Here is a 12,518-nt window from a genome sequence, read left to right on the forward strand (position 1 = left end):
GCCGGGAGGGCTGGGACGGAGAGGGGCCGGGCTCGGGCGCGCGGGGGAGGTGCCCGAGCCCGGCGTCGCCGGGTGGACCTACTCCTCGGTCGGGCCGAGGTCGGGGGTCGCGCGGAAGTCGACGGTACGGCCCCGGGGGCCGGCGTGGAGCTCCAGGACGACGATCTCGTTCGTGCCGGCCCGCAGGACGGGAGCGGGGACGTACAGCGACTTCTGCGGGCCGCGGGACCAGTAGCGGCCCAGCGGGAAGCCGTTCACCCAGGCGTTGCCCTTGGTCCAGCCGTCGAGGTGCAGGTAGGTGTCGGCCGGCTCCGCGACGTCGAAGGTGCCCCGGTGGAAGGCCGGGCCGACGGGGGTCGTCGTGGTGATCGCGAAGGGGACGTCCTCCAGTGTGTCGAGCGGCAGGGGCCGGTTCGTCCACGTCGTCGGTTCGACGCCGTCGACGAGGACCGCGCCGAGCAGTCCCTTGCGGTCGTGGATGCCCTGGCCGTAGTTCACCCGGCCCTGGTTCTCCACCAGGATCGAGAGCACACTGCCCGCCCGCGGCGCCGTGAACGCCAGGGAGTGCTCGTGGTTCTCGCGCTCCAGGACGCCCACCGGCTGCCCGTCGACGAACACCTGGGCGCGGTCGCGGACGTGCTCGATCTCCAGCAGGGCGGGGCCGCGCACGGGCACGGTGGTCTCGTACAGGACGAAGCCGAAGTCCTGCTCCAGCTCCTCCATGGTCAGCGGCCGCCGGGAGGCGGTCCTCGACGTCAGCGCGTCCGCGCTCGGCAGCAGCTCGGCGCTCTGCGCCAACGCGACGTCGGGGACGGCCAGTTTGGCGCCCGGCGCGGGCACGGGGGCGTCCGGCACGGGCGCGTACTTGGCGATGACGTCCCGGAAGGCGGTGTACTTCTCCGTCGGGTCCCCGGCCTCGTCCAGCGGCGAGTCGTAGTCGTAGGAGGTGACGGTGGGGCGGTAGGTGTGCTTGTCGTTGGCGCCGTTGGTGAAGCCGAAGTTGGTGCCGCCGTGGAACATGTAGAAGTTCACCGAGGCGCCGGCGGCGAGGACCTCGTCGAGTTCGCGGGCGGCGTCGTCGGGGTCGCGCACCACGTGGCGGGCGCCCCAGCGGTCGAACCAGCCGATCCAGAACTCCGTCGTCATCAGCGGGCCTTCGGGGCGCCGCGCGCGCAGGTCGGCCAGGTGGTGGGCCGAGCGGCTGCCGAAGTTGGCGGTGGCGAGGACACCGGGCAGGGCGCCGCGCTCCAGGTCGGCCGGCTGGTCGCAGGTGAACAGGGGGACGTCGACGCCGCAGGCGCGCAGCGAGTCGGCGATGTGCTCCAGGTAGGCGGTGTCGTCGCCGTAGGCCCCGTACTCGTTCTCCACCTGCACGGCCAGGACCGGGCCGCCCCGCGAGGCGAGGTACGGCCGGAGGGGGGTGAGCAGCCGGCGGAAGAAGTCGTCCACCGCCGCCAGGAACCGGGGGTCGCGGGTCCGCAGCCGTATGTCCGGCTCGGTGAGCAGCCACGAGGGCAGACCGCCGCCCTCCCACTCCGCGCAGATGTACGGGCCGGGGCGCAGCAGGACGTGCAGTCCCTCGGCGGCGGCGAGGTCGAGGAAGCGGGGGAGGTCGAGTCCGCCGTCGAGGACGAAGCGGTCGGGGCGCGGCTGGTGGAGGTTCCACGGGACGTAGGTCTCGACGGTGTTGAGGCCCATGAGGCGGGCCTTGCGGAGCCGGTCCTGCCACTGCTCGGGGTGGACCCGGAAGTAGTGCAGCCCGCCGGACAGGAATCGGAAGGGTTGTCCGTCGAGCAGGAATCCGGTCTTGTCGGTCTGGAGAACGGGCATGCGCGGTTTGCTCCTGTATGTGAGGTGGTGCGGTGTCGAGAGCGCCACGCCTGCCATGTTTGCGTAAACATGGCAGGCGTGGCAAGGCTTTGCTCAGGCCCTCGGACGGCGCGTCGGTGCCGCCCGGGGTGGTGCGTCGGGGCCCGCCCGGGGTGGTGCGTCGGGCCTGTCCGGGGTGGCGCGTCGGGCCTGCCCGGGGTGGTGCGTCGGGCCCGCCCGGGGGTGCGGCTACTTGTTGACGGTGAAGCCCTGGTCGTTGCCGTACTTGACGCTGGCGTCCTGCCACGCCTTCAGCCCGTCGTCGAGCTTCGTCGGGGAGACGTACGCCTTGCCGACGGTGTCGTTGAAGATCGAGTTCGCGTAGACCTGGAACGGCAGGTAGGACCAGTCCTCGCCGACGTTGCGGGCGGACTCGGCGAAGATCCGGTTGGCCTGCTGGCCGCCGAAGTAGGGGAAGGGCTTGTCGAGGAACGCCTTGGATTCGAGGTCGGCGCGGGTGGCGGGGAAGGCTCCTTCGGTGACGCGGCCGGTGGCGCCGGTGCCGGTGGTGGCGAACTCGGTGAAGGCGTAGGCGAGTTCCTTGTTCTTGGCCGCCTTGGGGACGGCGAGGGAGCTGCCGCCGTTCTCGGCGCTGGTGGTGTCGCCCTTGGTCCACTGGGGGAGGGGCGCGACGCGCCAGTCGCCGGAGGCCGAGGCGACGCCGGAGGTGAGGTTGGCGGGCATCCAGGCGCCGATGGAGAGGGTGGCGATGGAGCCGTCGGCGAGGCCCTTGTACCAGGCGTCGCTCCAGGAGCTGATCGGTGCGACGAGCTTCTCGTCGAGCAGCTTCTGCCAGGTGGCGGTGTACTTCTTCGTACCCTCGTCGCCGAAGTTCACCGTCACGTCGGTGCCCTCGGTCTTGTACGGGCGGCCGCCGGCCTGCCAGATGAGGCTGGTGGTGGCGCCGGCGTCGCCGGTGTCGTTGGTGATGAAGATCTTCGGGTCGGCCTTGTGGAGCGTGCGGGCCGCCTCCACGTACTCGTCCCAGGTGGTGGGGACCTTGACGCCGTGCTTGTCGAAGACCTTCTTGTTGTAGAAGAACGCCATCGGACCCGAGTCCATCGGCAGGGCGAAGATCGACTTGTCCTCGGTGACCGCGTTCCACGGGCCGGGGGTGAAGCTCGTGCCGTACTTCGCGGCGCCGTAGGGCGAGAGGTCCTCGACGGTCTTGCCGATGGCGAACTGGCCGAGGGCGTAGTACTCGATCTGGGCGACGTCGGGTGCGCCGTTGCCCGCGGCGATGGCGTTCTGGAGGGCGGTGTACTGCTTGTCGCCGGTGCCGGCGTTGACGAGTTCGACGTCGACGTTGGGGTACTTCTTCTCGAAGTCCGCCGCGACCTTCTTCAGGGTGGGCTCCCAGGCCCAGACCGTGACCTTGCCGCCCTTCTCCAGCGCGGCGGTGACGTCCTTCGGGGCGCCGCCGCCGGTGCCGGTGTCCGAGTCGTCGGAGCCGCACGCCGTGGCGGTCAGCGAGAGCGTGGCGAGTACGGCGAGGGCGCCGATCAGTCTGCGGGAGGAGTGGGTGCGCATGGGAGGTGCTCCTGGTCGGTGGTACGGGTGGGGAGGGACTTCCGGGAGGGGAGGGACGGTTCGGAGGGGCGGGCGGATCGGAATGTCGTGCGGTCCGGAGGGGCGGGCGGTCACTCCTTGACGCTTCCGGCGGCCAGGCCGGACTGCCAGTACCGCTGGAGCAGCAGGAAGACGACCACGATCGGGACGATCGTCAGCAGGGAACCGGTGACGATCAGGTCGAAGACGGCCTCGCCGCCGGCCGTCTGTGCCTGGGCGTTCCAGGCGTTGAGGCCGAGCGTCAGCGGGTACCAGTCGGGGTCCTTGATCATGATCAGCGGCAGGAAGTAGTTGTTCCAGGTCGCGACCATGGAGAACAGCAGCACGGTGACGGTGCCGGGCACGAGGAGCGGCAGCGCTACGCGGAAGAAGGTGCGCAGCTCGCCCGAGCCGTCGATGCGCGCTGCCTCCAGAAGCTCGGTGGGGACGGCCTCGGCGGCGAAGACCCACATCAGGTAGAGCCCGAAGGGGGAGATCAGGGAGGGGATGATGACGGCCCACGGGGTGTTCGTCAGGCCCATGTTGCTGAACATCAGGAACGTGGGCACCGCGAGGGCCGTTCCGGGGACGGCCACGGCTCCGATGACGACCGCGAAGACCGCCTTGCGGCCGGGGAAGTCGTACTTCGCGAGGGCGTAGCCGCCGAGGACGGCGAGGACCGTGGCACCGCCCGCGCCGGCGGCGACGTACAGCAGCGTGTTGAGCAGCCAGCGGACGAAGACGCCGTCGTCGTACGTGACCGTGCGGGTGATGTTCTCCCACAGGTTGAAATCCTCCGCGAACCACAGTCCGAAGGAGTCGAGCAGTCCCCGCTGGCTCTTGGTGGCGTTGATGACCAGCCAGGCGAGCGGAAGCTGGGTGTAGACGAGGACCAGGCCCGTGAGGAGGGTCAGCGGGACGCTGCGCCGGGGGTTGAGCGGAGTGTGCGGGCGCCGCTCGCGGCTCCGGGCCGTGGCGGGCCGTGCGCCGTGGGAGGCGGCCGGGGTCCCGCCGGTCCGCGGCTCCGGGGGCGTCGGGGTCGATTCGGCGGCCGCGGTGGTCATGGAGGTGGTCATGGCTCAGCCCTTCCGCATGCCGCGCAGCTGGACCGCGTAGGCGATGATCGCGGTGATCACGCCCATCACGATCGCCACGGTCGCCGCGTAGTTGTGCTGCTGTCCCGAGAAGGACAGCGAGTACGTGTAGAGGTTCGGAGTGAGGTCGTTGGTGATGGCGTTCGGGGCGAGCTTCTGCAGGATGCTCGGCTCGTTGAAGAGCTGGAAGCTGCCGATGATCGAGAAGATCGTGGCGATGACCAGGGCGCTGCGGATGGCCGGCAGCTTGATCGAGGTCACCACGCGCCACTCCCCGGCGCCGTCGATCGCCGCCGCCTCGTACAGCGAGCGGGGGACGACCTTGAGGGCGGAGTAGAAGATCAGCATGTTGTACCCGACGAACTCCCAGGTGACGATGTTGCCGATGGCGGCGAGGACCAGGGAGGGCGAGAGCGGGTTGGGGAGGCTGACGCCGAGCGCTTCGTTGATGTTGCCGACCAGGCCGAACTGGTCGCCGTACATGAAGCCCCAGATGAGGCTGGCCACCACGGCGGGCACGGCGTACGGAAGGAAGATCGAGACGCGGAAGAAGGTCTTGCCGTAGAGGCGGCCGCTGTCGATCGCGAGGGCCGCGAGGAGGGCGATGCCGAGCATGATGGGCACCTGCACCAGCAGGAAGAGCCCGACGCGCATCAGCCCGTCCCAGAAGCGGGGGTCCGTGAGGGCCTCGCCGTAGTTGTCGAGACCGACGAAGGAGGTCCCGCCGATGAGCCGGTCCTGGAAGAGGCTCAGGTACCCGGCGTAGCCGATCGGTGCGAGGAAGACGAGGCCGAAGACCGCGACGAACGGGCCGGCGAACCCCCAGCCCACGAGGGCCTCCTTGCGGAGGCGGAAGCGGGCTCGTGGGCGGGGCGGTGGTGCTGCCGTAGCGCGCGTCGACAGGAGCGTCATGGCGTGGTCCTAGCGTCGGTGACCGGTCGGTCCGGGAAGACGGGAGCGAAGGTATGGAGTTCGGGGCGGGTGGGGCCTCGGGCGCGCGGGGCGCCTCGGGCGTTCGGGGCCCCAGGCGTGGGGGCCTGAGACGTACGGGCCTCGGGCGCAGGGGCCCGAGGCTTGTGGCGGCCTGTGGCGTACAGCGGCCTATGGCCGGAAACCGGCCCTGTGGAAGGACTGGCCGACGAGAAATGTTTACGTAATCATCGGTAGCGTGATGGTGACATTCCCGCAGGGGGGCGTCAAGCACGAAGTGGCAGCGAATGAGAGGGAATCGGGTGACCGAGCAGAACGCGACCGGCCGGCAGGCCGTGGCCGCGAACGACGGCCGTCGGGGTGCGCGCGGCAGGCAGCGCCGCGTCTCCATGGCGGACGTCGCCCAGCTGGCGGGCGTGTCCTCGCAGACGGTGTCGCGCGTCTCCAACGGTGACGCGGCCGTCGTCGAGGCCACCCGGAAGCGGGTTCTCGACGCGATGAAGGAGCTGGGATACCGTCCCAACAGCGCGGCCCGCGCCCTCAAGCGGGGCGACTTCCGGGCCATCGGCGTCATCACGATGGGGCTCACCAGCACCGGCAACGTCCGGACCCTGGACGCCATAGCGGGATCGGCGTCCCGCGCGGGCTACGCGGTCACGCTCATCCCGCTCGACGCGCCCACCCAGGAGAACGTCAAGGGGGCGTTCACGCGTCTCGACGAGCTGGCGGTCGACGCCGTCGTGCTGATCATGGAGGTGCACCTGCTGGACGCCGCGGCCCTCACCCTGCCGCCGCACGTCAAGGTGGTCGTGGTGGACTCCGACGCCACGGATCGCTTCCCGGTGGTGGACACGGACCAGCGACAGGGCGCCCGCGCCGCCGTACGGCACCTGCTCGACCTCGGCCACGACACCGTGTGGCACATCGCGGGGCCCGAGGAGTCCTTCGCCGCGGGCCGTCGCGCCGAGGCGTGGGAGGAGGCGCTGCGGACCGGGGGCCGGCCAGTGCCTCCCGTGCTGCGCGGGGACTGGACCCCCGAGTCGGGGTACGAGGCCGGCCTGAGGCTCGCCGAGGAGGAGGGCCTCACGGCGGTCTTCGTGGCCAACGACCAGATGGCGCTCGGGCTGCTGCGGGCCTTCCACGACCGGGGCGTGCGCGTCCCCGAGGACGTCAGCGTCGTCGGCTTCGACGACATCCCCGAGGCGGCCTCCTTCATCCCGCCGCTGACGACCGTGCACCAGGACTTCGCGCGGGTCGGGGAGTGGTGCGTCGACGCGGTCCTGCGGGAGCTGGCGGGGGAGTCGGTCACGGGCGTACGCCTCGTGCCGACCACCCTGGTGGAACGCGACAGCACGGCGCCCCCCGCCGCGCGGACACGGGAGAGCTGACCCTCCGCCGCGCGGGTGCGGCGTCCGCGCCGTGGGGGTGCCGGTGCGCGTGGTCGTCCGTGTCGGGCCGGTGCGCGTGGTCGCCCGCGTCAGGCCGGTGCGTGCGGTCGCCGTGTCAGGCGGTGCGCCCGGCGGTCCGTGTCAGGCCGGTGCGCGCGGTCGTCCGTGTCAGGCGGTGCGCCAGGCCGCCCGTGTCAGGCCGACGCGCCCGGCCGGGGCGGGGCCGTGCTCGAACGCACCACGAGGACCGGTTCCACCGCCCTGCGCCGCGGTCCGTCCGTCCGGCCCTCGATCTGGTCGAGCAGCAGCGCGACGCAGTGCTTGCCGACCACCTCGAAGTCCTGGTGCACGGTCGTCAGCGGCGGGAGGAGGTACGCGGCCTCGGCGATGTCGTCGAAACCGGCCACGCTGACGTCGCCGGGCACGCTCCGGCCCGCCTCGTGCAGCGCGCGCATCAGACCCATCGCCATCTGGTCGTTCGCGGCGAAGACGGCCGTGACCTCCGGCCGGCGGGCGAGGTCGAGCCCGACCCGGTAGCCGGAGCGCGCCGACCAGTCCCCGTACGCCACCGGCGGCACGGGCGCCCCCGCGTCCGTCAGCGTCCGGCGCCACGCCTCGGCGCGCCGGCGCGCGGCGAACGAGTCGGGCGGGCCGGCGAGGTGCCAGACCGTACGGTGTCCGAGGCCGAGCAGGTGGGACACGACGCTGTGGGAGCCGTGCGCCTGGTCGAAGTCGACGTGCGAGTACTCGTGGCCGGTGTCGCCGTCGGCGACGACCACGGGCATCGAGGGCGGCAGGCGCAGCGACGGGGTGTCGAGCATCTGGGACTCGACCAGCACGATGCCGTCGACGGACTGCAGCATCAGGTGCTGGAACGCGTGGCGCACGGCGGCCTCGGTCTGGGCCCGTACGCCCATGAAGTTCACGGAGAAGTCGGCCTCCCGGGCGGCGTCGGCGATCGCGCCGAGCGTGCGGGCGTTGCCGTGCGCGCCGACGTCGAAGCTGACCACGCCCAGTGCCCCGAACCGGCCGGTGACCAGCGCGCGGGCCGCCGTGTTGGGGCGGTAGCCGAGCGTCTGCATGGCGGAGAGCACCTTGTCGCGCGTGGCGGAGTCGACGTTCTGCCGGTTGTTCGCCACCCGGGACACCGTCTGGGACGAGACGCCGGCCAGCGTGGCGACGTCCGCCATGGACGGCCACTGGCGGGCCGGCCGGGAGCGGGGCGACCTTGTTCTGTTGTCCGTCGCCATCGATGACCTTCCGTCGCGAATGTGCGGCCGGCCCGCGAGGGGGCGCAGGGCGTGTTGGCGCAAACATACCAGTCGGTCAATCTTCGGCGGATCGTGTCCGGATCCTTGACAGCCCCTGTCGCCCCTTCCAAACTCTCGACCCAAGCGCTCGTGTTAACGCGAACACGACACAAGTCGACACCTTCCGGTAACGCGGCGATCACCCGCCGTCGGCGTCCCGGGACCGGCTGCGATCCCGCGAGCGCGTTCCCCAGGCCCTCGGCTTCCCGTGCGGAAGCCGCGCCGCCACGTGCCCCATCCGCCACACCAGCCCATCCCCCCTCCAGACCACGAGGTACGCGATCATGCGACGCACCACCTCGGGGACGGCCACCGTGCTCACCGCACTCTGCGCCGTCCTCCTGTCCCTCCTCGGCGCCGCCGGCACCGCCCACGCGGCGTCCGTCACCGTCACGAACGCGGTCCAGTTCACCGACCCGGCGGGCAACCCCGTCCACGCCCACGGCGGCGGGGTCGTCAAGGTCGGCACGTACTACTACTGGTTCGGCGAGAACCGCAACGCCGACAACAGCTTCAAGTACGTCTCCGCCTACCGCTCCACCGACCTGAAGACGTGGGAGTTCCGCAACCACGTCCTCAAGCAGGAGACGGATCCGGAGCTCCAGGGCGCGAACATCGAGCGGCCGAAGGTGATGTACAACGCCTCGACCGGCAAGTTCGTGATGTGGATGCACAAGGAGGGCAGCGCGACCGACTACTCGGAGGCGCGGGCCGCCGTCGCGGTGTCGGACACCGTGGACGGTGACTACACGTGGCGGGGCAGCTTCCGGCCGCTCGGCCACATGTCCCGGGACATCACCACGTTCGTCGACACCGACGGCACCGGTTACATGATCTCCGCCGCCAACGAGAACGCCGACCTCCACGTCTACCGGCTGACCCCGGACTACACCGAGATCGCGGCGCAGGTGCAGAAGCTGTGGCCCGGCCAGTGGCGCGAGGCCCCGGCGATGTTCAAGCGCAACGGCGTCTACTTCCTGCTGACCTCCGGTGCCACGGGCTGGGCCCCCAACCAGCAGAAGTACGCCACCGCCACCAGCGTCACCGGCACCTGGAGCGGCCTGAGCGACATCGGTGACGGGACCACCTACGGTTCCCAGACGGCGTACGTCCTGCCGGTCCAGGGCACCTCCGGCACCTCGTACCTCTACATGGGCGACCGCTGGGGCAACTCCATGGGCGGCATGGTGAACGACTCCCAGTACGTCTGGCTGCCGCTGAAGTTCCCCACCGCCACCACCATGACCATGGAGTACTCCCCGCAGATCACCGTGGACACGGCCGCCGGCACGGTGAAGGGGCTGGGGACGTGGGAGTCGCTGACCGCCGCCCACAGCGGCAAGTGCGCCGACGTCGCCGACCGCTCCACCGCCGACGGGGCCGCCCTCATCCAGTGGGGCTGCGCCAACAGCGTCAACCAGCAGTTCTGGCTGAAGGCCGCCGGCACGAACCGGGTGCAGATCGTGTCGCGCTACAGCGGCAAGTGCCTCGCCCCGAAGGACGGCTCGACCGCCGACGGCGCCGCGATCGTCCAGTACCCCTGCAACGGCACGACCGCCCAGCAGTGGAGGGTGACCGCCACCGGCGGCACCGTGCAGCTGGCCGCCTCGCCGAGTGGCAAGTGCCTCGACGTGACCAACCAGTCCACGGCGGACGGCACGGCGCTCATCCAGTGGAGCTGCAACAACGGCGCCAACCAGAAGTGGACCCGCACGGCCGCCTGACCGTCGTCCGGACCACACCGGGGCGGGCCCCGCGCCCCCGAAGGGCCCGCCCCACACCGCCCCGCGCCACCCCGCCCCACACCGCCCCACCCCTCCGCACACCAGGCCGCTCCGGCCCCGTCGCCCGCGGCCCCCCGGCGATCGACGACACCACCGATCCACTCAGGGAGTTCGACCATGCGTTCCACCAGAGAACGACCCCCGACCCGCGCGCGCCGGAGCGGCGCGGTCCTGGGCGCCGCCGCCGCGGCCGCGCTCCTCGCGCCCGGTCTCACGCCCGCCGTCTCCGCGGCGCCCGAGGAGGCCGGCCAGGCCGTCACCGTACGCCTCGACCCCAGCTACCAGCAGCAGCCGTTCGAGGGCTGGGGCACCGCCCTGGCCTGGTTCGCGAACGTGACCGGAGGCTGGCCGGACGCCCAGCGCAACGCCCTCGCCGACGCCCTCTACGGCGCGGACGGCCTCGGCTTCACCATCGCCCGCTACAACATCGGCGGCGGCGACAGCCCGGAGACCGCCCCCTACATGCGGCCCGGCGGCGCCGTCCCCGGCTGGTGGAACCGCCCCGGGCCCGAGTCCCCCGACTGGTGGGACCCCGACAACCCCGCCCACTGGAACCCGGACGCCGACGCCAACCAGCGCTGGTGGGTCACCGCGGCCAAGGCCCGGGGCGCCGACACCTTCGAGGCGTTCTCCAACTCCGCCCCGTACTTCATGACGAACAGCGGCCTCGTCTCCGGAGCGTGGGACCCGAACCACGACAACCTCCGCTCCGACCAGTACGAGCGCTTCGCCGCGTACCTCTCCGGCGCGATGCAGCGCGCCGAGGCCGCCACCGGCGTCACCTTCGACTCCCTCTCGCCCATCAACGAACCGAACACCGACTACTGGCGGGCCGGCGGGCGCCAGGAAGGCTCCCACTGGGACCCCGCCTCCCAGGCCCGCATGATCACGACCATGCGGTCCCGGCTGAACGCCGACGGCGTCACCACCCCCATCGCCGCCATGGACGAGACCAACCCGAACGTCTTCCGCACCGACTGGGACAGCTACGACCCGGCGGTCAAGTCCTCCATCGGCAGGCTCAACACCCACACCTACGGCACCGGCGGCCGGACCGGGGTCCGCGACATCGCCAAGGGCTCGGGCACCCCGCTGTGGATGTCCGAGGTGGACCTCGGCGGCAGCGTCGGACAGAGCTTCACCGACATGAGCCCCGCCCTCGACCTCACCCAGCGCGTCAACGAGGACTTCCGCGAACTGGAGCCCCGCGCCTGGGTCCTGTGGCAGGCCGTCGAGGACTACGAGAACATGACGCCGGGCCGCGAGAACTCCAACTGGGGCCTGATCCAGACCGACTTCACCCCGCAGGACGCGGCCACCGAGCCGCTTCGCAAGAACAAGAAGTACTGGGCGATGGCGAACTACACCAAGTTCGTCCGTCCCGGAGCCCGCGTCATCAACACCGACAACGCCGACACCTTCGCCGCCCTGCGGCCGGCCGGCCAGGGCGCGGTCGTCGTCCACACCAACCCCACCGGCGAACCGCAGCGGCTCACCCTGAACCTCGGCGGCTTCCAGACCGTGGGCACCGGCGCCGTCCAGCGCTACACCACCGACGGCACCAAGAACCTCCACCGCGAGAGCGACCTCGCCGCCGCGGGCAAGACGCTCACCGTCACCGTCGGCGCGGGCTCCGTCACGACCCTCGTGCTGCCCGCCGCGAAGGGCGTGAACGTCTCCGACACCACGGCCCCCACCGGAGCCGCCCGGCAGCTGCTCAACGACCACAGCGGCAAGGCCCTCGCCGTCGCCACGAGCAACGGGCAGAGCACCCTGGTCCAGCGCACCTCCAGCCCGAGCACCACCGCCCAGCAGTGGAAGTTCACCAAGCTGGCCTCCGCCGACTGGGGCAACACCGCGGCCTACCGCGTCACCAGCGTCGCCAACGGCAAGGCGCTCGCCGCCCAGGGCGATTCCCTCACCCTGGTGAACCCGGGCACCTCCGCCGACCAGAAGTGGATGCTGTCCACCACGGGCGACGGACACCACACCCTCGTCAACAGCGCGAGCGGCAAGCTCCTCGACGTCAGCGGCGAGTCCACGGCCGACGGCGCGCCCGTCGGCGTCTACCGCCCGACGACCGGGGCCAACCAGTCCTGGACCCTCCGCTCCCTCGCGGCCGACACCTGGACCCCGCTGCGCATGCGGCACAGCGGGAAGTGCCTCGACGTGACCGGGGCCTCCACCGCGGACGGCGCCCAGGTGGTCCAGTACACCTGCGGCGGGGCGACCCACCAGCAGTGGTCCCTGCGTCCGGCCGGCGGCGGCTACGTGAACGTCGTCGCCCGGCACAGCGGCAAGTGCCTCGACGTCACCGGCCAGTCGACCGCCGACGGTGCCCTCGCCTTCCAGTACGCCTGCAACGGCGGCGACAACCAGCAGTGGTCGGTGCACCGGTCGCCCGACGGCTTCGCCACCCTGCTCGCCCGCCACAGCGGCAAGTGCCTGGACGTCAGCGGGGTCTCCACGGCGAACGGCGCCGAGGTCGTCCAGTACGGCTGCTCCGCCGCCCCGAACCAGCAGTTCACCACCTCGTAGCGGCCGGCGGCGGGTCCGGTGGCCCGTCCGGCCGCCGGACCCGCCCTTCGTCGGCTG

At 71.5% G+C, this 12,518-nt stretch carries 8 protein-coding genes; 3 read left to right on the top strand and 5 right to left on the bottom strand.

Features of this window, described 5'->3' with window-relative positions; all coding sequences use genetic code 11:
- Positions 1 to 78: 78 nt before the first annotated feature.
- From ACIGHB_RS03695 to ACIGHB_RS03710, 4 genes are all read right to left on the bottom strand, one after another.
- Positions 79 to 1,830 carry a beta-galactosidase gene (locus ACIGHB_RS03695; RefSeq protein ID WP_399909214.1) on the bottom strand — a complete coding sequence of 584 codons (1,752 nt, stop codon included), beginning with the start codon at positions 1,828 to 1,830 and terminating at the stop codon, positions 79 to 81.
- 228 nt (positions 1,831 to 2,058) lie between these two features.
- The gene (locus ACIGHB_RS03700; protein WP_399909216.1) at positions 2,059 to 3,399 is read right to left on the bottom strand and encodes an ABC transporter substrate-binding protein; all 1,341 of its coding nucleotides are present in this window, start codon (positions 3,397 to 3,399) and stop codon (positions 2,059 to 2,061) included.
- 110 nt (positions 3,400 to 3,509) lie between these two features.
- Complete coding sequence (locus tag ACIGHB_RS03705) at positions 3,510 to 4,493, bottom strand: carbohydrate ABC transporter permease (RefSeq protein WP_399909218.1); 984 nt, start codon at positions 4,491 to 4,493, stop codon at positions 3,510 to 3,512.
- Positions 4,494 to 4,496: 3 nt separating this feature from the next.
- Positions 4,497 to 5,423, bottom strand: coding sequence for a carbohydrate ABC transporter permease (locus ACIGHB_RS03710; protein ID WP_399909220.1), 927 nt, complete (start codon positions 5,421 to 5,423; stop codon positions 4,497 to 4,499).
- Positions 5,424 to 5,830: 407 nt separating this feature from the next.
- Between ACIGHB_RS03710 and ACIGHB_RS03715 the strand changes: the two genes are divergently transcribed.
- On the top strand, positions 5,831 to 6,829 hold the full coding sequence (locus ACIGHB_RS03715; RefSeq protein WP_399909370.1) for a LacI family DNA-binding transcriptional regulator: 999 nt from the start codon (positions 5,831 to 5,833) through the stop codon (positions 6,827 to 6,829).
- A gap of 194 nt (positions 6,830 to 7,023) precedes the next feature.
- Here the strand turns inward: ACIGHB_RS03715 and ACIGHB_RS03720 are convergent, their stop codons facing one another.
- Positions 7,024 to 8,019 carry a LacI family DNA-binding transcriptional regulator gene (locus ACIGHB_RS03720; protein ID WP_360316055.1) on the bottom strand — a complete coding sequence of 332 codons (996 nt, stop codon included), beginning with the start codon at positions 8,017 to 8,019 and terminating at the stop codon, positions 7,024 to 7,026.
- A gap of 404 nt (positions 8,020 to 8,423) precedes the next feature.
- On the opposite strand from ACIGHB_RS03720, the gene ACIGHB_RS03725 reads away from it, so the two are divergent.
- On the top strand, positions 8,424 to 9,863 hold the full coding sequence (locus ACIGHB_RS03725) for an RICIN domain-containing protein (protein WP_399909222.1): 1,440 nt from the start codon (positions 8,424 to 8,426) through the stop codon (positions 9,861 to 9,863).
- Positions 9,864 to 10,040: 177 nt separating this feature from the next.
- A complete protein-coding gene (locus tag ACIGHB_RS03730) occupies positions 10,041 to 12,461 on the top strand; it encodes an RICIN domain-containing protein (protein WP_399909224.1) in 2,421 nt (806 codons plus the stop codon).
- Positions 12,462 to 12,518 lie beyond the last annotated feature (57 nt).

The organism is Streptomyces sp. NPDC085460 (assembly GCF_044541975.1).
GTDB lineage: Bacteria > Actinomycetota > Actinomycetes > Streptomycetales > Streptomycetaceae > Streptomyces.

Coding starts and splice junctions, on each gene's coding strand:
- ACIGHB_RS03725 (WP_399909222.1), top strand. CDS start 8,424: ATGCGACGCACCACCTCGGGGACGGCCACCGTGCTCACCGCACTCTGC.
- ACIGHB_RS03700 (WP_399909216.1), bottom strand. CDS start 3,399: ATGCGCACCCACTCCTCCCGCAGACTGATCGGCGCCCTCGCCGTACTC.
- ACIGHB_RS03695 (WP_399909214.1), bottom strand. CDS start 1,830: ATGCCCGTTCTCCAGACCGACAAGACCGGATTCCTGCTCGACGGACAA.
- ACIGHB_RS03720 (WP_360316055.1), bottom strand. CDS start 8,019: ATGGCGGACGTCGCCACGCTGGCCGGCGTCTCGTCCCAGACGGTGTCC.
- ACIGHB_RS03710 (WP_399909220.1), bottom strand. CDS start 5,423: ATGACGCTCCTGTCGACGCGCGCTACGGCAGCACCACCGCCCCGCCCA.
- ACIGHB_RS03715 (WP_399909370.1), top strand. CDS start 5,831: ATGGCGGACGTCGCCCAGCTGGCGGGCGTGTCCTCGCAGACGGTGTCG.
- ACIGHB_RS03705 (WP_399909218.1), bottom strand. CDS start 4,493: ATGACCACCTCCATGACCACCGCGGCCGCCGAATCGACCCCGACGCCC.
- ACIGHB_RS03730 (WP_399909224.1), top strand. CDS start 10,041: ATGCGTTCCACCAGAGAACGACCCCCGACCCGCGCGCGCCGGAGCGGC.